At 65.8% G+C, this 26634-nt stretch carries 8 protein-coding genes; 5 read left to right on the top strand and 3 right to left on the bottom strand.

Features of this window, described 5'->3' with window-relative positions; genetic code table 11:
• Nucleotides 1-107: 107 nt before the first annotated feature.
• Complete coding sequence (locus ORI27_RS25175) at nucleotides 108-2309, bottom strand: acyltransferase family protein (protein WP_407666425.1); 2202 nt, start codon at nucleotides 2307-2309, stop codon at nucleotides 108-110.
• 71 nt (nucleotides 2310-2380) lie between these two features.
• Nucleotides 2381-2881, bottom strand: a complete 501-nt coding sequence (locus ORI27_RS25180; protein WP_265999804.1) for a DUF2505 domain-containing protein — start codon at nucleotides 2879-2881, stop codon at nucleotides 2381-2383.
• 103 nt (nucleotides 2882-2984) lie between these two features.
• Between ORI27_RS25180 and ORI27_RS25185 the strand changes: the two genes are divergently transcribed.
• The 5 genes from ORI27_RS25185 (at nucleotide 2985) to ORI27_RS25215 (ending at nucleotide 25676) form a co-directional block, all read left to right on the top strand.
• Nucleotides 2985-3710 carry a class I SAM-dependent methyltransferase gene (locus tag ORI27_RS25185; protein WP_407666428.1) on the top strand — a complete coding sequence of 242 codons (726 nt, stop codon included), beginning with the start codon at nucleotides 2985-2987 and terminating at the stop codon, nucleotides 3708-3710.
• Nucleotides 3711-3739: 29 nt separating this feature from the next.
• Nucleotides 3740-5017 (top strand): glycosyltransferase, encoded by a 1278-nt coding sequence (locus tag ORI27_RS25190; RefSeq protein WP_265999806.1) that lies wholly within the window; start codon nucleotides 3740-3742, stop codon nucleotides 5015-5017.
• Between the two features lie 276 nt (nucleotides 5018-5293).
• A complete protein-coding gene (locus ORI27_RS25195) occupies nucleotides 5294-5521 on the top strand; it encodes an MbtH family protein (RefSeq protein ID WP_265999807.1) in 228 nt (75 codons plus the stop codon).
• 27 nt (nucleotides 5522-5548) lie between these two features.
• Entirely contained in the window at nucleotides 5549-10102 is a 4554-nt protein-coding gene (locus ORI27_RS33040) for an amino acid adenylation domain-containing protein (protein WP_407666426.1), read from the top strand.
• Nucleotides 10089-25676, top strand: a complete 15588-nt coding sequence (locus tag ORI27_RS25215) for a non-ribosomal peptide synthetase (RefSeq protein ID WP_265999808.1) — start codon at nucleotides 10089-10091, stop codon at nucleotides 25674-25676. Before ORI27_RS33040 ends, ORI27_RS25215 begins: the two co-directional genes overlap by 14 nt.
• On the opposite strand, the gene ORI27_RS25220 is transcribed toward ORI27_RS25215, so the two are convergent.
• Nucleotides 25673-26632, bottom strand: a complete 960-nt coding sequence (locus ORI27_RS25220; RefSeq protein ID WP_265999809.1) for a metal-dependent hydrolase — start codon at nucleotides 26630-26632, stop codon at nucleotides 25673-25675. The genes ORI27_RS25215 and ORI27_RS25220 overlap by 4 nt on opposite strands.
• Nucleotides 26633-26634: the final 2 nt, after the last annotated feature.

Below are 26634 nucleotides of genomic sequence, written 5' to 3' on the forward strand. Positions count from 1 at the left end.
CAATGGCGCGGCCTGGCCACCCGCTACGACAAACTCGCCATCGTCTACCGCGGCGCAGCAGTCCTACGTGCCATCACCGTCTGGCTACCACATTTATCGGACACGGCCTAGGTGTGGGCGAGTGCGCGGTCGGCCAGTGCCGCCATGACCGGAGCGAGCGCACGCGCGTACTCGAGGGCCATGTGGTCCTGGTCTATGTACACGAGGGTGTTGCCGACGATGACCGGGCAGCTTTCCTTGGTACAGAACAGGTCGGTGGTGTCGACGTATTGTCCGCCGCCAGCCTCGGTGGCGGCGGCTTCGGCGGCGATGCCCGATTCGTTGACCGCGGCCGAGCGAGCCGGGGTGCAGGCTGAGACGTCATCGAGGTAGCCGGACAGGCAGACCGGCACGTGGATGTGGGGATCTGGGATCGGGCCGAGCGTCAGCACCTGCGCGCCGGTGGCGCGCAGCCGCGCCACCAGCTTGGTGAAGCTGTCGATCCAAGCGGTGTCGTAGGCCCGGTATCCGGACAACGACTCCGCGGTGCCGTAGCCCCGCCACAGGCTCAGCACGATCAGTCGCGGACGCTCGGATTCCAGGCGATTCAGGATCTGTACCCGCCACTGAGCGCAGTGTTCGAAGTGTTCGGCCAACCGGCTCAGCGGATTGGTGATCGGCAGGTCGAGGAGCGGACACGCGCCTTTGGCGAGCATTTCCAGCCGCCAGCGTCGCTGGGCGGCGACCTCTTGGAACGCGGGGGTCCACATGGCGGCGTGTGAGTCACCGACCAATGCAACGGTTGTCGACGACGAGGTATCGCCCATGGCGCACTCGGGTTGTCCGCTTTCGAACGGCTCGCGCAGGCAGCCGCCGAACGAGAGTTGGGCTTTCTCGGCATAGGCCTGTTCGAGCGGTGGGGTCAGGTTGCTGGGGACGGCTTTCATGCGGGCCGATGCCGCGACCGCAGCTTCGACCTCGGCGAATGTTTGGTGCACTGCGGTGTCATACGCACCCATGGGCGCACCGGAGGGGACGGGGAACGCGGCGAACGCCAGCGGCGTCGCGGGGGCGCCATGCCCGACGGGAGTGGGCATGACTCTCATCAGCCCGAGGCCGACGCACACCGCGATCACGGTGGCCACCGCGCCGAGTCCGAGGCTGCGCCAGGCGGAGCTGCGGATCTTCGGCGCGAATCGCAGCGGGTTCTCCAGGTAGCGCATGGTCAGCCAGGCCAGCACTGCGGACAGCGCAGCCACACCGAGGCGGGCCGCCAACCCGAGCGGGTGTCCCAGCAGGAACGGAGCCAGGATCAGCACCGGCCAATGCCACAGGTACCAGGAATAGGAGATGCGGCCGATGGCGCGCATCGGCGACAATCCGAGCAGACGTCCAGCGCCGTGGTCGGCGGTGGCGCAGCCGGCGCCGATGAGCAGTGCAGTGCCCACGGTGGGCAGCAGGGCCGCGGTGCCCGGATACAGCGTGGTCGGGCTCAGCCAGACGCAGGCCAGCAGGATCATCCCTAGTCCGGTCCAGCCGACGACCGCCGCGATTCGCGGTGACAGGCGCTGCCAGCCGATGGCCGTCAGTGCCACCAGCCCGCCGATAGCCAGCTGCCACGCCCTCGTGGGCAGGGAGTAGAACGCCGCCGCGGGCACGATGTAGGTCGCCAGGTAGGACAACACGAAGGACACCAACGCGACCACGGCGAGCAACGCGATGAACGGGCGCCTGGAGGCGACTGCCCGGGGTTGGGGGCGCCCCCTGGCCCGGCGGACCAAGCGGATCAGCCAGACCGTGCCGAGCAGCATCGGCGCCCACACCAGGTAGAACTGTTCCTCCACGCCGAGCGACCAGTAGTGCAGGAACGGCGATGGCGTCACGTTGTTGGCGAAGTAGTCGACGCCCCGCAGGACGAACTGGTAGTTGCTCACATACAGCGCGCTGGCGATGCCATCGCTGATCGCGAGCCGGGCCTGCAGCGGTGGCAACAGGATCGCCGAGCCGACCATGGTGACGACGCCGACGGCGGCCGAGGCCGGCAGCAGGCGGCGGGCGCGGGCCCCGTAGAAGCTGCGCAACCGTACGGTGCCGGTGCTGCTCGCCTCGCGCCAGAGCAGGCCGGTGATCAGAAACCCGGAGATGACGAAGAACACGTCGACGCCGACATAGCCGCCGCCGAGCCCGGGAACCTCGGCGTGAAACAGCACGACGGCCAGCACGGCGACCGCGCGCAAACCTTCGATATCCGCACGGAAGGTCTTCCGGTCGGAGCGCTGGGTCTGAGGGTTCTCGGTAGGGCTAACGCTCTGCGCCTGGCGCAAGATCACCTACCTACTCACTGAGCGGACACGCTGCGGTCGAGGCATTGTTACATTCGCGCACGTCAATAAGTGGTGGTTTATCCGTGTTCGGCTATCCACGTGGTGGTGTAGCGCAGCGTTGCAGGAATGCTGGCCGCCAGACTCGCGCTGATGGACTTCTCGAGCTTGCCGCCGACCAGCGGGATTTTCACGTCCACTCTTCCGGTGGCGCGCAGCTGGGATGCGTCGCCCGCCGGTGTGAGCCAGTTGTCGGCGCGGGTCGAGCCCAATCCGCCCGATGCCGAAACGTGGCTCTCCCCGAGCACTTCGCCGTCGCCGGTTGGTCGCCAGGTTTCGCGATAGACCAGCTTCAGGTTTCCGGGAACGAAATTGGACACCAGCGCCGGCAGTATCTGGCGACCGAGGTGTTGGGTGATCTGCACCGCCACCACGCCGTCGGCGTCGATGATCAGCGAATCCAGGGTGGATGACCCGTCACCGGCGACGCGATCGCGCCAGTAGTCCTCCCGGACGAACGCCTCGTGAATCTGCGCGACGCTGGCGGCTGATTCGGTGACGATCTCGAATGAACGCGGCATAGCCGACCATTCTTACCCCCACCGGCCAGTGGGCCGAAACCCTCATGGCGCCGAACCGCTTTGTGGTAAGGATCGTCGCGTGAATATCAACAACGGTCTGGTGATGTTGGCAGATGCGATGCCCGGCGTGAACCGGATCAGGGCCGTCCAACAGGCACTCGCCATGCGGACCGACCCCGTCTACCTGGAGATCGGCGTTTCGCGCGGGCAGGCCTTCCAACGGATCAGTGCCGACGTGAAGATCGCCGTCGACCCCGCGTTCCGGCTCACCGATCGCACCCGCGAACTCGCCAACGCCAAGGGACGCGACGTCCGGTATTTCGAGACCACCAGTGACGCCTTCTTCGAGAACGAGACAGCTCTGCTCGAGAAACATCCCGTCGACGTCGCGCTGATCGACGGGCTGCACACCTACGAGCAGGTGGTGCGCGACGTCGAGAACACCGTGCGCCATCTCAAGGACGACGGCGTCATCTTCCTGCACGACTGCAACCCGCCGTTCGAATTGGCCGGCCGCCGCGCGGAGTCGTGGGACGAGTTCATGGCGCAGCAGTCCGGGCCGTTGAAGATCGGCATCTGGAACGGGGACGTCTGGAAAGCCATCGTCGAACTCCGCAGCACCCGCCCCGACCTGCTGGTCGGCGTGCTCAAGTGCGATCAGGGCGTCGGATTCGTCCGAAAGGGAACTCCGGAGTCGACCCTGTCCTACTCACCGGAACAGGTTGCGGCACTGACCTACGCGGATCTCAAGGCCGACCGCACCCGGCTGCTCAACCTCAAGCCACCGAAGTATCTAGGCGAATTTCTCGCCATGAGCGGCGCCCGGTAGCGGTCGCTCGGCGAGGTCACACATCCGCGATGAAGTTCGTGCTGGCAACTTGGGGTAGCCGCGGCGATATCGAGCCCACCGCAGCTGTCGGGCGTGAGCTGGTGCGCCGCGGACACGACGTGTCCATGGCAGTTCCGCCGGATCTGGTCGAGTTCACCGAGGCCGCCGTGCCGGACACCGTCGGATTCGGGCCGAACTCCCGCTCGATCCTGGATGCGCACCGCGACTACTGGACCTGCTTCTTCAGTACCCCCTGGAAAATCCGGACGATGGCCGCGGCGCGGCGGGAGATATCCGGGCCCCTGTTCCAGGGCTGGCAGGACATGAGCGCGACGTTGATGTCGCTGGCCGAGGGCGCGGACTTGGTGTTCAGCGGCATCAATTTCGAGGACGCCGCCTCCAACGTCGCCGAGCGATACGGCATCCCGTTCGCCACCCTGCACTATTTCCCGCTGCGGCCCAACGCCCGGGTCCTGCCCTTCCTGCCGGCGCCGCTGGGCCGCGCGGTGGTCAGGGCGTTCTGGTGGATGTCCTGGCGCGGGACGAAGAAGGTCGAGGACACCCAGCGCCGCGAACTGGGCTTATCGAAGGCGACCCGGTCGGCGCCGTGGCGGATCACCCAACGTGGATCGCTGGAAATCCAGGCGTATGACCAGGCGTGCTTTCCCGGTCTCGCGACCGAATGGACGTCCTTCGATGGGCAACGGCCGTTCGTCGGGACGCTGACGCTGGAGTTGGCGACCGCAGACGACGAGGAGGTCATGGCGTGGATTGCCGCGGGCACGCCGCCGATCTTCTTCGGCTTCGGCAGCATTCCCGTCGAGTCTCCGGCCGACACGATCGCGACGATCGACGCGGCGTGCGCGCGGCTGGGCGAGCGGGCGCTGGTCGGCGCAGCCGGAACCGACTTCAGCAATGCCCCCCACTCCGACCGGGTCAAAGTGGTCGGCCTGATGAATTACGCGACCGTCTTCCCGGCCTGCCGCGCGGTCGTCCACCACGGCGGCTCGAGCACCACGCCCATCGGGATGCGAGCGGGCGTGCCCCAGCTGATCCTCTTCTGGGACCTCGTTCACGCGATCTATGGGGCCGCGGTCAAACGGCTGAAGGTGGGCACCGCCCGGCGGTTTTCTACGGTTACCGAGGAGTCGCTGGTCGCAGACTTGCGGGCGATCCTGGCCCCCGACTACGTCGCCAGGGCTCGCGAGCTGGCCACCCGGATCACCGAACCTGCCAAGAGCGCGGCAGACGCCGCCGATCGGTTGGAAGAGTTCGCTCGCCGCGGACAATCGCACCGTCAGCGATGATGTCGGGCGCTTGCTGGCGCTGGGCACTAACGACCGTAGGCGGATTCCGCCTCCTCGCGGGCTTCCCGGTGTCGCGGCAACGAAATGCCTCAACGGCGAACCTAACCGCGCCATCTGAGAGAAACCGGTGGCCACTGCTGTCACTAGCGTGCACGAGTGCACAAAAGGTTGCTGCTGGTGATGTGAGTCACACCGAACTCCGTGACATGGGTCATACCCAAGAAGTATGGTTTGGAACTTGTTCTACCCATATTGACGAGAGTGTCGGGAGACGCGGTGAGCACCAATCCGTTCGATGACGACGAGGGCACCTTCGTCGTCCTGGTCAACGACGAGGAGCAACACAGCCTGTGGCCGACGTTCGCCGATATCCCCGCCGGCTGGCGGGTCGTCCACGGCGAGGCTGACCGTGCGGCATGTCTGGACTACATCGAAGCGAACTGGCCCGACATACGGCCGAAGAGTCTGCGCGACCGGTTGGCGGGCAGCCGAGCGTCTGACTAGTCGGTCGGTTTGGGTCTGGGAGTTCTGATGGAGTTCAACGAGGATGCGCTTCCTCTGACGCGCGCGCAGCTGGACATCTGGCTGGCGCAGGAGACCGGTCACGGCGGTACGGACTGGCAAATCGGCATGCTGCTGAAAGTCGAGGGCGCACTGGAACGCGACGCTTTCGAGTGGGCGCTGCAACGTGCCATGCGAGAAGCCGAACCGGTGCGGGCGGCATTCTTCGAGGAGGACGGCCACGTCTTCCAGCGGGTCATCGACTACCCGGAAATCGAGCTGGACTTCTACGACTTCTCCCGCTCGGACGATCCGGCACGTGACGTGCACGAGGCGGCGCTGTCGATCCAGCGCACGCCGATGCCGTTCGCCGGCCCGCTCTTCAAATACGCGCTATTCGAGACCGGTCCCGCGGAATTCTACGTATTCGGGTGTTTCCACCACATCGTCATCGATGGTGCCGGAATTTGGTTGCTCGTCAATCGCGTCGCGTCGATTTACTCTGCCACCATTTCTGGGGACCTCATTCCACCCGCGTTCTTCGGTTCATTGCGGGAATTGCTGGAATGTGAATCGGAATATGAAGCATCAAGCGATTATCAAGACGACCAGGACTACTGGACCGCACACCTTCCCTCCGGCGGCGGATCGGATAACCGATTGCCGGAAGGCGATGATGCGGGTTGGCGTTCGGTGCCCGTGCCCCTGGATCCGGCAGTCCTGCGACGGGTCGACGAGCTGGCTCACGAATGGGACATCCCGCGTACGTCGGTCATCGCCGCGGCGAGCGCGCTCTTGGTACGTGGGCGTTGTGCCGCGGGCTCCGAGGTGGTGTTCGACTTCCCCGTCAGCCGGCGGGTCCGCCCGGAGCTGAAAACACTTCCGGGGAATGCCGCCGGTTTGGTGCCGCTGGTATTACGCACCCCGGCGGAGTCCTCGGTGCGGGATTTCTGCAAGCACGTCGACACCCAGATCTCAGAAGCCGTGCAGCATCAGAGGTTTCCGGTGCACGCGCTCGAACGCGGTACGAAGACCGCCGACCGGATGGTCATCAACTTCTTCCCGGCCGCATTTACCTTGGACTTCGGCGGCGTACCGGCATCGGCGAACATGACCAACTCCGGTCTTGCGGGTAGCACCGGGTTCACCTTCTCCGGGCTTGGCGACGAGCTCTTCCTCAGCACACTGGGTGCAGGTCACCTGTTCGCGGATTGGGACGTCGCCGAGGTGACCAGACGCCTATTGGAGGTGCTGGTGGCGATGACCGCCGATCCGGGCCGGCGGCTCTCATCGATCGACGTGCTCGACGCCACCGAACGGGATTGTCTTGGGGCATGGGGCAATCGGGCGGTGCTGGCGGAACCGATGAGCGCACCGGTCTCGATTCCCCGGCTTTTCGCCGAGCAGGCGGCGCGAGTCCCGCATGCTGTGGCGCTGAGCTACGGCGAGCAGTCATGGACGTATCGCCGGCTTGACGAGACCACGAACCGGCTGGCCCACCTACTGGCAGCTCACGGTGCCGGCCCCGGCCAGCGGGTGGCGTTGTTGCTGCCGCGGTCGGACGAGGCGATCGTGTCGATTCTTGCGGTGCTGAAAACCGGTGCGACCTATGTCGCGGTCGATCCGTCCGTGCCGGAGGCGCGGATGCAGTTCGTGCTCGACGATGCCGCGCCGGTCGCGGCGATCACCAACGCGGAATTGCGCCGTCGCCTCGAGGGCCGGGATCTGCTGATCATCGATTTCGACGATCCCGCCGTCGAGGGGCAACCCAGCACGACGCTGCCGGGGCCGGCTCCCGACGACATCGCGTACATCATCTACACCTCGGGAACCACCGGAACCCCTAAGGGCGTGGCGATACCGCATCAGAACGTCACCCGACTGTTGTCGGCGCTGGCCACCGATATGGAGCTGGCGGAGCAGGTTTGGACGCAATGCCATTCGCTGGCCTTCGATTTCTCGGTATGGGAGATCTGGGGCGCCCTGCTCTACGGCGGTCGGGTGGTCGTCGTGCCCGACGCGGTGGTCCGCTCGCCGGAAGACTTCCACGCCCTGCTGGTGTCCGAACGCGTCGACGTTCTGAGCCAGACCCCGACGGCGTTCTACGCGCTGCAAAGTGTTGACGCCGATTCCGACGAGTCGAACAAGCTCGCGCTCAAGGCCGTGGTGTTCGGTGGCGAAGCCCTTGAACCGCACCGCCTTCGGGCGTGGCTGAAGAGCCATCCCGGCGCACCGCGGATGATCAATATGTACGGCATCACCGAGACGACCGTGCATGCCACGTTCCGGGAGATCGTTGAAGCTGACACCGACATCGCCGTCAGCCCGATCGGCCGCCCACTGGCCAACCTCGGTTTCGTTGTGCTTGACGGTTGGTTGCAGCCAGTGCCTTCGGGCGTGGTCGGAGAACTGTATGTCGCCGGATCCGGGCTGGCCTATGGTTATGTCGGTCGGGCCGGGTTGTCCGCAACGCGGTTTGTCGCGTGCCCGTTCGGGAAGCCGGGGGAGCGGATGTATCGCACCGGCGATCTGGTGCGCTGGAGCGCCGATGGGCAGCTCGAGTACGTGGGGCGTGCCGATGAGCAGGTCAAGATCCGTGGTTATCGCATCGAGCTCGGCGAAATTCAGGTCGCGCTCAGCGAATTGGACGGTGTCGAGCAGGCGGTGGTGATCGCTCGCGAAGACCGCCCGGGTGACAAGCGGCTGGTGGCCTACATCACCGGGCCCGCCGACCCGGCGACGGCGCGTGCGGCCGTGGCCGAACGGCTCCCGGTCTACATGGTTCCCACCGCGATCGTCGCGATCGACGCTTTGCCGCTGACGGTCAACGGCAAACTCGACACCAAGGCACTGCCGGCACCGGAATACCAGGACGGCGATTCCTACCGCGCACCGAGCGACGCGGTGGAGGAAATCCTGGCCGGGATCTTTGCCCAGGTGCTGGGGTTGGAGCGGGTCGGCGTCGACGAGTCGTTCTTCGAATTGGGCGGCGACAGCATTCTGTCGATGCAGGTGGTGGCCCGTGCTCGAGCCGCGGGCGTATTGTGCCGTCCGCGTGATGTTTTCGTCGAGCAGACGGTGGCCCGGCTGGCGCATGTCGCCACGGTCGTCGACGCCGACACCGACTTGACCGCCGACGGGACCGGTCCGGTGATCGCGACGCCGATCATCCGCTGGCTCGAGAGTCTGGAAGCCGCGGGCAGCCCGGTCGCACACTTCAATCAGACAGTGGTGGTGCAGGCCCCCGTGGGCACCACCGAGGCTGATGTGTTGGCGATGCTGCAACTCCTGCTGGATCGGCACGCCATGCTGCGGCTGCGGGTCGACCGCGACGATGCCGGTGGCTGGTCGCTGGAGGTACCCGAGGCCGGCTCGGTAGACGCCCGATCTCACCTGCATACCGTTGACGTGCTGACCGATGACGCCGTGCTGCACGCCGGGACGCAGTTGAACCCGGCGGCCGGTGTCATGTTCAGCGCGGTCTGGGTGACCTCGACGAGTCGGTTGGTGGCGATCGTGCATCACCTGGCGATCGACGGGGTGTCGTGGCGAATTCTCTTGGAGGACCTCAACTTCGCCTGGGCTCAGCACCGCGCCGGCCAACCGGCGACACTGCCTGAGCCGGGAACGTCCTTCGCCCGGTGGGCCTCGCTGCTGGAAGAGCATGCCCACCGTCCCGACGTTGCGGCGGAGGCCGATACCTGGCGGCAGATCGCGGCCACACCGGCCGCGTTGCCGGCGGTTCGGCCAGAGGTGGATACGCTGCGGACGGCTGGCGACCTGGCGGCGTATCTGGACATCGAGACCACTCAGATGCTGCTCGGTGAGGTTCCGGCGGCATTCCACGCCGGTGTGCACGATATCTTGTTGATCGCCTTCGCCTTGGCCGCGACGGAGTTCCTGGGTAGTGGCGGCACGCCGATCGCCATCGACGTCGAGGGCCACGGGCGGGACGAAGAATTGGTCGCCGCCCAGGGTGAGCCGGTCGACCTTTCCCGCACCGTGGGCTGGTTCACCGCGAAGTACCCGGTGTCATTGAATGTCGGCGGGGGACTGACCTGGGCGCAGGTGGTGGCCGGTGACGAGCGGCTGGGTGCGGTGATCAAGGCCGCCAAAGAGCAGCTTCGATCCCTGCCCGAGGGCCTCAATTACGGCGTCCTGCGCTACCTGAACAACGAGGTCGATCTGGCGGGATCCGATCCGGTGATCGGGTTCAATTATCTTGGGCGCCAGGGTGCGACGACGGCCGAAACCTCTGGCGATGCCTGGCAGATCTGCTGGGACGGGTTGGCGAACATCAGTCCGAGCGTGAAACCGCCCATACCGCTGATGCACACCTTGGAGCTCAACGCCGGCACCGTGGACACCGACGCCGGGCCGTGCCTATGCGCGGCGTGGACGTGGGCGACTTCGGCACTGAATCAGGCCCAGGTCAACCGGTTGAGCCAATTGTGGTTCGAGGCCCTGACCGGAATCTGTGCGCATGTGCAAAGCGGCGGGGGCGGGCTGACCCCGTCGGATATCGCCGCCTGCCTGACCCAGGAGCAGATCGACGAGCTTCAGCGGCAGTATGCGGATAGCTGATGTTCTGCCGCTGACTCCTCTGCAGCAGGGGTTGCTGTTTCATGCCAGTGCGGCGTTGGGTGGCGACGATGTGTATGCGGTGCAGCTGTATGTCGGTTTGAGTGGTCCGCTGGATGCGGAGCGGTTGCATCAGGCGGTGCAGGCGGTGGTGGCCCGCCATCCCAATCTGGCGGCCCGTTTCTCCCAGCAGTACGCCGAACCGGTCCAGATCCTTCTGGATGATCCGGTGGTGCCCTGGCAGTACTTCGAGCTCGATTCCGAGGAACGGATTGCGCAGGTTTGCGCGGCCGAGCGGGTTTCGGTGTGCGAGTTGGGCAATGAGTCGGCGTTTCGGGCTCTGCTGATTCGGACTGGGACGGACCAATACCGGTTCGTCCTGACCAATCACCACATTGTGTTGGATGGGTGGTCGCTGCCGATTCTGTTGGGTGAGGTGTTTGCCTGCTATTACGGGCAGCGGTTGGCGCCGGCGGCGCCGTATCGGCGGTTTGTCACCTGGTTGGCCGGGCGTGATCTGGATGCCGCGCGGGCGGCGTGGGGACAGGTGCTGGCTGGGTTCGACACCCCGACACTGATCAGGGAGGCCGGCCGGGCTCCGGGTGGGCGCGGCATCGCGTCGTTTGGGGTGGCCGAGGACACCACGCGGGCGTTGGGTGAGTTGGCACGGTCGTGTCATACGACGGTCAGCACGGTGTTGCAGGGTGCCTATGCACGGGTGTTGATGTCGCTGACGGGTCAGCGTGATGTGGCGTTTGGTACGACGGTGTCGGGGCGCCCCGATGAGGTGTTGGGTGCGGACTCGATGGTGGGTCTGTTGATCAATACGGTGCCGGTGCGGGCGAGTATTACGGCGGCGACCACGACCGTTGAGCTGTTGGATCAGTTGCAGAATGCGCATGCTCAGACTCTTGATCATCAGTATTTGGCGCTGAGTGAGATTCATCGGGTCACGGGTCAGGATCATCTGTTCGACACGTTCTTTGTCTACGAGAATTATCCGATCGATGCCGCGACGTTGTCGGGCACCGATGGGTTGACTGTCACGAGCTTCACCCACCACGAGTACAACCACTATCCGCTTTCAGTCCAAGCCATTCCGGGCGACGAACTGACTCTGCGTGTCGAATACGACACCGACATATTCGACGTGGCCGATATCGAAACGCTGATCAAACGGCTCGAGCGCATTTTGGTGGCGATGACCGCTGATCCGGCACGTAGGCTGTCCTCGATTGACGTGCTCGATGCAGTAGAGCGGGATGCCCTTGGGGTATGGGGTAATCGGGGGGTGCTGGCTCAGCCGCTGAGTGCGCCGGTATCGATTCCTGCGTTGTTCGCCGAGCAGGTGGTTCGGGTTCCGGATGCTGTGGCGTTGCGCTGTGGCGAGCGGTCGTGGACGTACCGCATGTTGGATGAGACGTCGAACCGGTTGGCTCATTTGCTGGTGGCTCATGGTGCGGGGCCTGGGCAGCGGGTGGCGTTGTTGTTGCCGCGGTCGGGCGAGGCGATCGTGGCGATTCTTGCGGTGTTGAAGTCTGGGGCGACCTATGTTGCGGTCGATCCTTCCGTGCCGGAGGCGCGGATGCAGTTTGTGCTCGACGATGCCGCGCCGGTTGCCGCGATCACCACCGTTGAACTGCGTTCTCGCCTCGATGGGCGGGATCTGTTGGTCATCGATTTCGGTGATGCGGGCGTCGACAGCCAGCCCACTACGGCGCTGCCGGGGCCTGCGCCCGACGACATCGCGTACATCATCTATACCTCGGGCACTACGGGGACGCCCAAGGGCGTGGCCATTCCGCACCGCAACGTGACGCGTCTGCTGGCGGCGTTGGCCACCGATATGGAACTGGCGGAGCAGGTTTGGACCCAGTGTCATTCGCTGGCCTTCGACTTCTCGGTGTGGGAGATCTGGGGCGCCCTGCTCTATGGCGGCCGGGTGGTAGTGGTTCCCGACGCGGTGGTTCGCTCGGCTGAGGACTTCTACGCCCTGTTGGTGGCCGAACAGGTCGATGTGCTGAGTCAGACGCCCACGGCGTTCTATGCGTTGAAAGGTGTCGATACGCCTCTTGAGCAGCAGTTGGCGCTCAAGGCCGTCGTGTTCGGTGGTGAAGCCCTTGAACCACACCGTCTTCGGGCCTGGCTGCGTAGCCATCCCGGGTCACCGCGGATGATCAATATGTACGGAATCACCGAGACGACTGTGCATGCGTCGTTCCGCGAGGTTGTCGAGGCCGATAGCGACAACGCGGTCAGCCCGATTGGGCGTCCGCTGTCGAACCTGGGTTTCTTTGTGCTTGACGGCTGGTTACAGCCTGTTCCAGCGGGCGCGGTCGGCGAACTGTATGTGGCCGGGTCGGGGTTGGCCTATGGCTACGTGGGCCGAGCCGGGCTGTCTGGAACGCGGTTCGTGGCATGCCCGTTCGGAGCGCCGGGTGCACGCATGTACCGCACGGGCGACTTGGTGCGCTGGAACGCCGATGGGCAGCTCGAGTACGTGGGGCGTGCCGATGAGCAGGTCAAGATCCGCGGGTACCGCATCGAACTTGGCGAGATCCAGGCCGCCTTCAGTGAATTGGATGGGGTCGAGCAGGCGGTGGTGATCGCCCGCGAGGACCGCGCTGGTGACAAGCGGCTGGTGGCGTACATCACCGGGGTTGCCGACCCGGCGACGGCGCGTGCGGCCGTGGCCGAACGGCTCCCGGTCTACATGGTTCCCGCCGCTGTCGTTGCGATCGACGCGCTGCCGCTGACGGTCAACGGCAAGCTCGACACCAAGGCGCTGCCGGCGCCGGAGTATCAGGATGCCGATTCCTATCGGGCACCAAGTGACGCGGTAGAGGAGATCCTGGCCGGGATCTACGCGCAGGTGCTGGGCTTGGAACGGGTTGGCGTCGACGAGTCGTTCTTCAAGCTGGGTGGGGATTCGCTGTCGGCGATGCGGCTGATCGCCGCGGTCAACACCGGACTAAACACCCGCCTTTCGGTGCGAGCGCTGTTCGACGCGCCCACCGTCGCCCAATTGGCAGCGCTGATCGGTGAGGACGGGGCCCGGCCGGAGCCGACGGTAGCCACGCCCCCCGAGGTGCGGCCGGTAGTCGCCAAGAGTAGCTCGCCGGGCTCGAGCGGCAGTATGCGGATCGCTGATGTTCTGCCGCTGACTCCGCTGCAGCAGGGGTTGCTGTTTCACGCCAGCGCGGCGTTGGGTGGCGACGATGTGTATGCGGTGCAGCTGTATGTCGGTTTGAGTGGCCCGCTGGATGTGGAGCGGTTGCATCGTGCGGTGCAGGCGGTGGTGGTCCGCCATCCCAATCTGGTGGCCCGCTTCTCGCAGAGATTCGCCGACCCCGTCCAGGTGATACCGGCCGATCCCGCGGTGCCCTGGCAGTACTTCGAGCTCGACGCCGAGGAGCAGATTGCGCAGGTTTGCGCGGCCGAGCGGGTTGCGGTGTGCGAGTTGGTGAACGAGCCGGCGTTTCGGGCGGCGTTGATTCGGACCGGGGTTGATCAGTACCGGTTTGTGTTGACCAATCATCACATTGTGTTGGATGGGTGGTCGCTGTCGATTCTGTTGGGTGAGGTGTTTGCCTGCTATTACGGGCAGCGGTTGGCGCCGGCGGCGCCGTATCGGCGGTTTGTCACCTGGTTGGCTGGGCGTGATCTGGATGCCGCGCGGGCGGCGTGGGGACAGGTGCTGGCTGGGTTCGACACCCCGACTCTGACCGGTGCGGCCGGCCGGGCGAGCCTGGGCCGCCGCGACGTCATCTCGGTCGGTGTCTCGGAGCGGATGACGCGTGCGTTGGGTGAGTTGGCACGGTCGTGTCATACGACGGTCAGCACGGTGTTGCAGGGTGCCTATGCACGGGTGTTGATGTCGCTGACGGGTCAGCGTGATGTGGCGTTTGGTACGACGGTGTCGGGGCGCCCCGATGAGGTGTTGGGTGCGGACTCGATGGTGGGTCTGTTGATCAATACGGTGCCGGTGCGGGCGAGTATTACGGCGGCGACCACGACCGTTGAGCTGTTGGATCAGTTGCAGAATGCGCATGCTCAGACTCTTGATCATCAGTATTTGGCGCTGAGTGAGATTCATCGGGTCACGGGTCAGGATCATCTGTTCGACACGTTCTTTGTCTACGAGAACTATCCGATCGATGCCGCGACGTTGTCGGGCGGCGATGGGTTGGCGGTTACGAACTTCACCCACCGCGAGTACAACCATTACCCCATCGCGATGCAAGCTCTGCCCGGCGATGAGCTGACGCTGCGCGTCGAATATGACACCGATGTGTTCGATGCTGCGGTTGTGGCAACGCTGATCGAGCGCCTCAAGCGGGTTCTGGCCGCGATGATCGCCGATCCCACCCAGCCGCTGTCGTCCATCGACGTGCTCGATGACACCGAGCTCGCCGAGCTGGATCATTGGAGTAATCGCGCGACACTGACCAAGCATGTCTCTGCGCCGCTGTCGATTCCGGCCTTGTTCGCAACTCAGGTGGCCCGCGTTCCGGACTCGCCGGCGCTGACCTGGGGTGAGCGTTCATGGACCTACCGCGAGTTGGATGAGGCCACAGACCGGTTCGCTCATCTGTTGGCGGGCAATGGGATTGGGCCCGGCCAGCGGGTGGCGCTGCTGTTGCCGCGGTCGGCGGACGCGATCGTGTCCATTCTGGCGGTGCTCAAGACCGGCGCGGCCTATGTGCCGATCGACCCGGCCGCGCCCTCGGCACGCATGCAGCTGGTGCTCGGCGACGCCGCGCCGGCGGCGGCGATCACCAACTGCGAGTTGGCCGGGCGGCTGGCCGGGCAGGGCCTGCACGTCATCGACGTGAACGATCCGGCGGTCGACGGTCAACCCAGCACCCCTCTCGCGGGGCCGGCTCCCGAGGAGATCGCGTATCTGATTTACACCTCGGGCACCACCGGCGTCCCCAAGGGTGTCGCCATCACCCACCGCAATGTCATCGAGTTGCTGTCTGCCATGGACGCCGACATCGATATGGCGGAACAGGTTTGGTCGCTCTGGCATTCCCTGGCCTTCGACGTCTCGGTCTGTGAGATGTGGGGTGCGTTGTTGCGTGGCGGCCGGTTGGTGGTGGTGCCGGAGTCGGTGGCCCGCGCGCCGGAGGAATTCCATGCCCTGCTCGCGGCTGAACAGGTCACGGTCCTGTCTCAGACCCCGTCGGCGTTCTACGCGCTGCAAACGGCCGATGCGCTGCAGCCCGACGTGGCCCGGCGGCTGAACCTCCATGCGGTGATATTCGCCGGTGAAGCGCTTGAGCCACAACGCCTTCGAACCTGGCTGGACAGTCACCCGAGTTCGCCGCGCCTGCTCAACCTGTACGGCACCACCGAGACGACGGTGCACGCCTCCTTCCGGGAGATCGTCCAAGCGGACACCGCCGACGATGTCAGCCCGGTCGGCGGACCGTTGGCCGACCTGGCGTTCTTCGTGCTGGACCAGTGGTTGCGCCCGGTGCCGGCGGGCGTCGTCGGAGACTTGTATGTGGCCGGGCCGCAGGCTGGTCTGGGGTATTGGCGCCGACCCGGACTCTCGGCGTCACGCTTCGTCGCCTGTCCGTTCGGTGCGCCGGGGGACCGGATGTATCGCACCGGCGACCTGGTGTGGTGGGGCGCCGATGGCGAATTGCGCTATGTGGGACGCGCCGACGAGCAGGTCAAGATCCGCGGATATCGCATCGAGCTCGGCGAAGTTCGCGCGGTGCTGGCCGGGTTGGATGGAGTCGGGCAGGCCGTCGTGATTGCCCGCGAGGACCGCCCCGGCGACAAGCGGCTGGTGGGCTACGTCACCGGGGCTTCATCGGATCTCGAACCGGCGGCGGTGCGCGCTGCGATGGCGCAACGCCTCCCCGAGTACATGGTTCCTGCTGCGATCATGGTGATCGACGCGTTGCCGTTGACGGTCAACGGCAAACTCGACCGACGTGCCCTGCCGGCGCCGGAGTTCGCCGACGCCGATACCTACCGAGCCCCCGCCAGCGCCGTCGAGGAGATCCTGGTCGGCATCTATGCCAGGACGCTCGGTCTGAGCCGAGTCGGGGTGGACGACTCGTTCTTCGACCTGGGTGGTGACTCGCTGTCGGCGATGCGGCTGATCGCCGCCGTCAACACCGGTCTGAACACCCATCTCTCGGTTCGGACGTTGTTCGAGACGCCGTCGGTCGCCCAGTTGGCACCGCGCATCGGCGGCGGCGACGACCGGCTCAAGCCGCTGGCACCCATGGAGCGGCCCGCGGTGATCCCGCTGTCGTTCTCGCAGAACCGGTTGTGGTTCCTCGATCAACTGCAAGGACCGTCGCCCACCTACAACATGGCGGTCGGCCTGCGGTTGCAGGGCCACCTGAATGCCGCTGCGCTGGGTGCCGCGCTGGCCGACGTCGTCGGCCGTCACGAAAGCCTGCGCACGATGTTCGCCGCGCCTGATGGAATCCCTCAGCAGCTGGTGGTGCCCGCCGATCAGGCCGACTTTGGTTGGGATGTCATCGATGCGTCCGGCTGGTCGCAGGCCGAGCTGGATGAGGCGGTCGACGCGGTAGCGCTGCACGCGTTCGATCTGGCCACCGAGATCCCCATGCAGGCAAGGTTGTTCCGTGTCAGCGACGACGAGCACGTGGTGGTCGCGGTAGCGCACCACATCGCGGCCGACGGCCTGTCCATGGCTCCGCTGGTCCACGACCTGGGCGTGGCCTATGTCTGCCGATGCGCAGGGCTCGATCCCGTGTGGCCCGAATTGCCGGTGCAATATGTCGACTACACCCTGTGGCAGCGCGCGCAGTTTGGTGACCTGGACGACGGGAACAGTCTCATCGCCGCCCAGCTGGAGTATTGGCAGGACGCGTTGGCGGGCATGCCCGAACGGCTGCAGTTACCGACCGACCGACCGTATCCGCCGGTGGCAGACCAGCACGGCGCCACCTTCTCGTGGCAGTGGCCAGTTGCGTTGCAGAAGCGGATCGCCGAGGTGGCCCGCGAGCACAACGCGACCAGCTTCATGCTGGTCCAGGCCGCCCTGGCTGCGCTATTGGGCAAGCTCAGCGCGAGTTCGGATGTGGCGGTGGGATTCCCGATCGGCGGACGCCGGGACCCCGCCCTTGACGCCCTGGTGGGATTCTTCGTCAACACCTTGGTATTGCGGGTCGACATCGGCGGTGACCCCACTGTCGCCGACCTGCTGGCTCAGGTACGCACGCGTAGTCTGGCTGCCTACGAGCATCAAGACGTACCGTTCGAAGTGGTCGTCGAGCGGATCAACCCCACTCGATCGCTCAACCATCATCCGCTGGTGCAGGTGATGTTGGCCTGGCAGAACCTGCCCGGGGAGACCAGCGAGGACATCGCCTTGGCACTGGGAGACCTTCAGGTCACCCAGCTCCCGCTCGACACCCATACCGCCCGGGTGGATCTCGCGTTCTCGTTGACTGAGCGCTGGACCCAGGCCGGTGAGCCCACCGGGATCGGTGGGATGGTCGAATTCCGTACCGACGTGTTCGACGCTGACAGCATCGGAACGTTGGTCGAGCGGCTGCAGCGGGTGTTGGTCGCGATGACTACCGACCCGTCCCGACCGTTGTCGGCGATCGATGTGCTCGATTCAGCCGAGCATGCGCGCCTCGACGAGGTGGGCAACCGCGCTGTGCTGACTCAGCGTGTGCCCGAAGCGGATTCGGTCCCGGAGTTGTTCGCCGCACAGGTTGCGCGAGCCCCGGAGGCTGTCGCGCTGACATCCGGCGACGTGTCGATGACCTATCGGGAACTCGATGAGGCCGCCAACCGGATGGCGCACGTGCTTTCCGGCGCGGGTGTCGGCGCTGGTGACTGCGTGGCGCTGATGCTGGAGCGCTCGGCCGATGCCGTTGTCGTCATGCTGGCCGCGCTGAAGGTCGGGGCGGCCTACCTGGCGATTGATCCCGCGCTGCCGGAGGCGCGCATCGAGTTCATGCTGGCCGACGCCACACCGGTCGCCGCCGTCACCAGCGCGGCGCTGCGGCCCCGGCTGCACGGACACGACGTCGCGGTCATCGATATCGATGACCCCGGCATCGACCTGCAGCCCAGCACCGCGTTGCCGGCACCGGACCCGGACAACGTCGCCTACCTCATCTACACGTCGGGCACGACCGGCACCCCGAAAGGTGTTGCGCTCAGCCACCGTAACCTGGCCCACCTGGCAGACTCGGCCCATCCGGATCTACCCGCCGACCAGGTGTGGACCCAGTGCCACTCCTATGCCTTCGACTTCTCGGTGTGGGAGATCTGGGCTGCCCTGCTCGGGGGCGGGCGCCTGCTGGTGGTGCCCGACTCGGTCGTGCGGTCGCCGGACGATTTCCACGCCTTGCTGGTCCGCGAGCACGTCAACGTGCTCACCCAGACGCCGTCGGCGGTGGCGGCGCTGAGCCCGCAGGGGTTGGAGTCGGTGGCGCTGCTGCTCGGTGGTGAGGCCTGCCCGCCCGAAGTCGTCGAGCAGTGGGCACCCGGCAGGGTGGTGATCAACGCCTATGGCCCCACCGAAGTCACGGTGTACGCGTCTATGAGCGCGCCGCTGACAGTCGGCGCCGAGGTTCCGATCGGCGCGCCGCCACCGACAGTGGCTCTGTTCGTCCTCGACGAGCGGCTACACCCGGTGCCGGAGGGGGTGATCGGCGAGTTGTATGTGGCCGGTCGCGGCGTGGGCGTTGGGTACATCGGTCGCACCGGGCTGACAGCTTCACGTTTCGTACCGTGCCCGTTCGGCGACCCCGGGCAGCGCATGTATCGCACCGGAGACCTGGTGCGGTGGCGTGGCGATGGGCAGCTGCAGTATCTCGGGCGCGCTGATGAGCAGGTCAAGATCCGCGGGTATCGCATCGAGCCCGGCGAGATTCAAGCCGTGCTGGCCGGACTCGATGGGGTCGACCAGGCGGTGGTGATCGCCCGCGAGGACCGCCCCGGTGACCCGCGCCTGGTGGGCTATTTCACCGGCACAGCTGATCCGGTCAAGATCCGGGTGGCGCTGGCCGAACGGCTGCCCGCCTACATGGTGCCGGCCGCGGTGCTGGAGTTGTCAGCGCTGCCGCTCACCGTCAGCGGCAAACTGGACCGGCGGGCGCTGCCGGCGCCCGACTATCAGGACGCGGAAAACTACCGTGCCCCAAGCACTCCCACCGAGGAGATTCTGGCGGGAATCTTCGCCCAGGTACTGGGCACCGACCGGGTCGGAGTAGACGACTCGTTCTTCGATCTGGGCGGGGATTCGCTGTCGGCGATGCGTCTGATCGCCGCTGTCAACAACAGTCTGGGTTCCGGTCTGGCGGTCCGTGCACTGTTCGAGACGCCGACCGTGGCCCAGTTGGCGCCCCGAATCTCCGGAGACGAAACCCGGTCCGAGCCACTGGTGGCCGGTCCGCGGCCCGACGTGCTGCCGCTGTCATTCGCGCAGAACCGGCTGTGGATCGTCGACCAGCTCCAGGGGCCGTCGCCGATCTACAACCTTCCGGTGGCGTTACGCCTGCACGGCCAGCTGGATGCCGACGCGCTGGGAGCGGCGCTGGCCGACGTCGTCGACCATCAGCAGAGCCTGCGCACCCGGTTCCCGGCGGTCGAGGGCGTACCGCAGCAGCTGGTCGTTCCCGCCGAGGCGGCGGACTTCGGTTGGGCTGTGCTCGATGCCACCAGCTGGTCGGAAAGCGAACTGGCCGACGCGATCGAAGCGGCGACCCGCTACGCCTTTGACCTGGCGACTGAAATCCCCATGCAGGCAAAACTGTTCCGCGTCGCCGGCGACGAGCATGTCCTGGTCGCCGTGGTGCACCACATCGCCGCCGACGGCTGGTCTATCGCGCCGTTGGTGCGCGATTTGGGCATCGCCTATGCCAGCCGGTCAGGCGGCGAGGCTCCCGGCTGGGCCGATCTGTCCGTGCAGTACGTCGACTACACGCTGTGGCAGCGCTCGCGGCTGGGCGATCTGGCTGATCCCGACAGCCGCATCGCCGCGGAGTTGGCCTACTGGGAAGACGCCCTGGCGGGAATGCCCGAGCAACTCGCGCTGCCCACCGACCGGCCCTACCCGCTGGTCGCCGACTACTGCGGTGCCCGGCTGGACGTGGACTGGCCGGCCGAGTTGCAGCTACAGGTCGCCCGGGTGGCACGCGAACACAACGCCACCAGCTTCATGGTGATCCAGGCCGCCCTCTCGGCGCTGCTGTCGAACCTGGCCGCCAACAACGATGTGGCGGTGGGCTTCCCGATAGCCGGGCGCGGTGACACCGCGCTGGATGAGCTCGTCGGCTTCTTCGTCAACACGTTGGTGCTGAGGGTCGACCTGACGGGAAACCCCACCTTTGCCGAGCTGCTGGCCCAGGTGCGCCGCAACAGCCTGGCCGCCTATGAGCATCAGGATGTGCCGTTCGAGGTCCTGGTCGAGCGGCTCAAGCCGACCCGCAGCATGGCTCACCATCCGCTGGTGCAGGTGGTCCTGGCGTGGCAGAACTTCGGTTGGCAGTCCAGCGATGCCGCCGGCCTGTCACTGGGCGATCTGCAGGTCGAGCCGATGGCGGTGGATACCAAGACAGCCCGCATGGACCTCACGTTCAACTTGGCTGAACGCTGGAACGAAGCCGGCGAACCGACCGGGATCGGCGGTGGCGTCGAATTCCGGACCGACGTCTTCGATACCGCCAGTATCCAGACGCTGGTCGACCGGCTGCAACGGGTACTGGTGGAGCTGACCAGCGACCCGGCTCGGCGGATGTCGGCGCTGGACGTTCTGGATACCGAAGAGCACGCCCGCCTCGATGAGATTGGCAACCGCGCCGTGCTGACCCGGCCGGTGAGCAGTCCCGAATCGATCGCGTCGATGTTCGCCACGCAGGCGGCGCGCACCCCTGAGGCGTTGGCGGTCACCTTCGACGGCGTGTCGATGACCTACCGCGAACTCGACGAGGCGGCCCACCGTGCGGCGCGCGTTCTGGCCAGTCGCGGAGCAGGTCCCGGCCAGCGGGTGGCGCTGTTGTTGCCCCGCTCGGCCGAGGCGATCGTGGCGATGGTGGCGGTGGTCAAGACCGGAGCCACCTATGTGCCGATCGATCCCTCGGTGCCCGAGGCGCGTCGCCAGTTCGTCCTCGGCGATGCCAAGCCGGTTGCGGCTGTCACCACCGCGGCGTTGGCGGAACTGCTTGACGGGCATGGTCTCTCGGTCATCGACGTGACCGATCTGCTCGACCCGGCCGCCCACGCCGACGCGGCGCTGCCGGAGCCACAGGCCGACGACATCGCCTACATCATCTACACCTCAGGCACCACGGGAACACCCAAGGGCGTGGCGATTCCGCATCGCAACGTGATTCGACTGCTGCAGACGCTGGACGCCGACATGGACATGGCCGGGCTGGCATGGTCGCAGTGCCACTCCCTGGCCTTCGATTTCTCGGTCTGGGAGATCTGGGGCGCCCTACTGTACGGCGGCCGTGTCGTCGTGGTACCCGACGCGGTGGTGCGCTCACCGGAAGACCTGCACGCCCTGCTGGTCGCCGAGCAGGTCGGCGTCCTGAGCCAAACGCCCTCGGCGTTCTACGCGCTACAGACCGCCGACGCCGCGAACCCCGACGTTGGTTCCCAGCTGAAGCTCGAGGCCGTCGTGTTCGGCGGTGAAGCACTGGAACCACAACGCATGCGGGCATGGCTGGAGACTCATCCTCCGGGATCGCCGCGCCTGATCAACATGTACGGCATCACCGAGACGACGGTGCACGCATCGTTCCGCGAGATCGTGGCGGGCGATGCCGACAGCGCCGTCAGCCCCATCGGCATACCGCTGGATCATCTCGGCTTCTTCGTGCTCGACACGCTGTTGCGGCCGGTGCCGGTGGGTGTCGTCGGCGAGTTGTATGTGGCCGGTGCCGGGGTTGCCGACGGATACATCGGCAGGGCCGGTTTGTCCTCGACCCGGTTCGTGGCCTGTCCGTTCGGGGAACCCGGTGCGCGCATGTACCGCACCGGCGATCTGATGGCGTGGGGCGCCGACGGCCAACTTCGCTACATGGGGCGTTCCGACGAGCAGGTCAAGATCCGCGGTTATCGGATCGAGCTCGGCGAAATCCAGGCCGCGCTCAGCGAATTGGATGGTGTCGAGCAGGCGGTGGTGATCGCCCGTGAGGATCGGCCCGGCGACAAGCGCCTGGTCGGGTATGTGACCGGTGAGGTGGACCCGGCGGCCGCGCGCGCCGCGCTGGGCGACCGGTTGCCGTCCTACATGGTCCCCACCGCCGTGGTGGCCATCGACGCGCTGCCGCTCACCGTCAACGGCAAGCTCGACACCAAAGCCTTGCCCGCACCCGACTATCAGGATGTCGACTCCTACCGCGCTCCCTCAGATGTGGTCGAGGAGATCCTGGCCGGCATCTACGCCCAGGTCCTCGGACTCGAGCGGGTCGGCGTGGACGAATCGTTCTTCGAATTGGGCGGCGACAGCATCCTGTCGATGCAGGTGGTGGCGCGGGCGCGGGCCGCCGGGGTGCTCTGCCGGCCGCGCGACATCTTCGTCGAACAGACGGTGGCCGGGCTCGCCCGGGTCGCGACAGTCGCCGACGGGGACGAACATATCGCCGACGAAGGTGTCGGGCCGCTGCTGGCGACTCCGATCATCCGGTGGCTGCATGACGTGGCGGGCCCGGTCGACCAGTTCAATCAGACCGTCTTGATCCAGGCACCGGTCGGTGTGACCGAGGACGACGTGCTGGTGGTGCTCCAAGCCGTGCTGGACCGGCACGCGATGCTGCGGCTGCGCGTCGACGAAGACAGCGCCGGGGGCTGGTCGCTGACCGTACCCGAGCCTGGATCCGTGGACGCCCGCACCTGCCTGCATGCGGTCGATGTGTTGTCGGACGAAACGGTGACCAAGGCCCGATCCAGGCTGAACCCGGCCGCCGGAGCGATGGTGAGCGCATTGTGGGCGGCTCCCGCCGGTCAGTTGTTGATGATCGTGCACCATCTCGCTGTCGACGGTGTCTCGTGGCGAATCCTGTTGGAGGACTTCAATCTCGCGTGGGCACAGCTGCACGGTGGGCAGCAGATCGAACTGCCGGCGCCTCGGACATCGTTCGCCCGGTGGGCGTCGATCCTCGCCGAGCACGCACATCAGCCCGAGGTCCTCAACACCGCGGAGCGCTGGCGGCAGATCGCGTCAGTGCCCGCCCCGCTGCCCGCCGTCCAGCCGGTCATCGACACCTACGCCAATGCCGGCAGTTTGTCGGTGGAACTGGACCCGGAAACCACCAGGATGCTACTCGGCGAGGTACCGGCCGCGTTCCATGCCGGGATCAACGACATACTGCTGATCGCCTTCGGGTTGGCGCTGACCGAATTCCTCGGCACCGCAGGCTCGCCGGTCGTCATCGACGCAGAGGGGCACGGCCGCCAAGAAGAGGTGGCTGATGTCGATCTGTCGCGCACCGTGGGGTGGTTCACCACCAAGTACCCGGTGTCGCTCGCGGTGGATGGGCTGGACTGGGAGCAGGTACTCTCCGGCGACCCGAGCCTGGGCCCGATCGTCAAGGACGCCAAGGAGCAGCTTCGGGCCCTGCCGGATGGTTTGACCTATGGCCTGTTGCGTTACCTCAACAGCGATGTCGATCTGGCGGGCGCCGACCCGACGATCGGTTTCAACTATCTCGGCCGGATGAGCGGCGGCGGCCAAGTGTCGGGTGACTTCTGGGAGATCCGCGAGGACGGCTGGAAGGTGACCGGCGCCGCCACGGCAGTCCCGATGCCGCTGATGCACACGGTCGAACTCAACGCCGGCACCGTGGAAACCGCCGACGGCCCACGCCTTCGCGCCGGCTGGACGTGGGCGTTGTCGGCACTCGACCACGCACAGGTCACCCGGCTGTCCGGCCTGTGGTTCGACGCTCTGGCCGGTATCTGCGCCCTTGTGCACGGTGGCGGTGGGGGATTGACGCCGTCGGATATCGCGCCGGCTCGGCTGACCCAGTCGCAGATCGACGAGCTGTGCCAGTCCCATGACGTCGCCGATGTCCTGCCGTTGACGCCACTGCAGCAGGGATTGTTGTTCCACGCCAACGTCGCTCACATTTCCGGCGACGACGTATACGCGGTGCAGATGGGTATCACCCTGACCGGTCGGCTCGATCGGTACCGGCTACAGGAGGCCGTGCACGCCGCGGTCCTTCGCCATCCCAATCTCGCGGCGCGGTTCTGCGCCCAGTTTGACGAGCCGGTGCAGGTCATTCCGGCTGATCCGATGGTGCCGTGGCAATACGTCGATCTCAGCCGAGACGCCGTCGACCGCGATGACGAGATCGAGCGGTTGTGTGTGGCAGAGCGCGCCGCTGTCTGCGATCTGGCCGAGCAGACGGCATTCCGGGCGGCCTTGATCCGCATCGCGCCGGACCGGCACCGGCTTGTTCTGACCAATCACCACATCTTGCTGGACGGCTGGTCGCTATCGGTGCTGCTGGCCGAGGTGTTCGCCGGCTACTACGGACACCGGCTGCCCGCCGCTGTGCCGTATCGCAGGTTCGTCAGCTGGCTGGCCGATCGGGATCTGCACGCCGCTCAAGCGGCCTGGCGCGAGGCGTTGACGGGCTTTGACGCTCCGACCCTGGTCGGCCCAACCGACCTCGGGGTGGGGCCGCGAAGCGTTACGTCGCTTCGGATTTCGGAAGCGACCACGCTGGCATTGAACGAGCTGGCGCGCTCGCACCACACCACCGTCAGCACCGTACTGCAGGCCGCCTGGACGCAGCTTCTCATCTCGATGACCGGCCAGCGTGACATCGCCTTCGGTGTCGTGGTCGCAGGACGACCGGCCGAGGTGGCGGGTGCGGATTCGATGGTGGGTTTGTTGATCAACACGGTGCCGATGCGGGTCCGTGTTTCGCCGGACACCACCCTCGTGGATCTACTCGACCAATTGCAGGACCAGCGAAGCCAGACTCTAGAATATGAACACCTGGGGCTCAATGAGATTCACCGGATCGTCGGTCAGCGAAAGCTGTTCGACACCGTATTCGTGTACGAGAACTACCCAACCGATACCTCATTGTTGTCGGGCGCCGACGGGTTGGCCATCGCCGATGTGGCAAGTCGCGACTACTACCACTACCCGCTAACGATCCAAGCGGTGCCGGGTGATGAGCTGGACCTTCGGGTTCAGTATCGAACGGACGTGTTCGACGAAGACGGCATCGCGCGGCTGGTCGATCAACTGGACCGCGCGCTGTCGGCCATGGCTGCCGATCCCGATCAGCCGCTTACGTCGTCGGGCGGGTGGGGCGACCAGTCACGGGCGACCACGTTGGTGCCCGAACGGCGCCGAACGGCAGGCGGTTACAGCGCACCGGCCACCGAGACCGAAGAGATCCTCTGTGGTATCTACGCCCAGGTGCTGGAACTGGATCGGGTGGGTGTGGATGATTCGTTCTTCGATCTGGGGGGCGATTCGCTGTCGGCTATGCGAGCGGTCGCCGCGATCGGTGCTGCTTTCGGGGCACAGGTGACCCTGCCCCGTTTCTTCGCTGCGCCGACCGTTCGAGAGTTGGGTCAGTGGGCGGGGGATTAATCGTGCTGGCCCTGCCTTCTTTGGTTGCCCGAGGTGTACCACCTGCTGACGTCGTGGCCCGCGTCGTAACGGGCCAGCCATTCCTTGGCGAGGCGGGGCATTTCCTGTTTGGCGGGATTATGCCCTGGAACCTGGCTGCGCATGACCCCGAATGCGACAGCGGCCTGTTCCCGGAGCGGAATTTGCGAATATAGTCTCTGGATCGGGCCATCGTCGGGCAGCGCGAAGAATCGATACTTGCGCAGAAAAGAAAATTTCCGTGTGAGCCATACTTTCCACAACTCGCTGCCGAAAATGGATGTGGCGTCCACGTTTCGCTCCTCGAGTGGGATGAGCTTGTTAAAGCTGCTGGCGGCCTTCACCATCACTGCCCCGCCGTGTTGAAACACTGACGGCGCCATCCGCATGCGATACCACGGATTCGCGACAATGCTGTCGTAAATCATCAATGCGGAGCTACGGTGCTCCATTTCTTCGACAAAATGCCATACGAACAACGAGGCCACGCGATCATCGCCGGGCGCGAACAAAGTGTCGGCGTTGTTGAGCATCATTGTGAACGTCGGTGTGAATGTCGCCTCGAGGTCGGCGATGTAGGCCAACCGATACTTCAAGGGTGCGGTGGCGGTCAGATCGTCGTAGACCGACATGACCTCATTAAGGGTCTCCTGCAGCGCTGGATAGGCCTTGATCAGCTCCTTCGCGTGCTGGCGGTGCGCCATGCTGTGTTGGCCCTCTTGGCGAACAAACGCCAAGGCCTCCTCAGCGACCTGCGGGTCGGCGATTAACGGCATCGCCTCGTGCACCGTCGCGCTGATCATCTTCTCGATGGCGAGAAACAGGAAGGAGAGCATGTTGGCCGCGCAGGAGAACGCCGGATCGGACTGATTCCAGATGAACGGCACGGGAGAGTCGGCGAAGCCGAATCGCATCTTGCGCACTTGTAGATCAGTCACCT

The sequence above is a fragment of the Mycobacterium pinniadriaticum genome, assembly GCF_026242045.1.
GTDB lineage: Bacteria > Actinomycetota > Actinomycetes > Mycobacteriales > Mycobacteriaceae > Mycobacterium > Mycobacterium pinniadriaticum.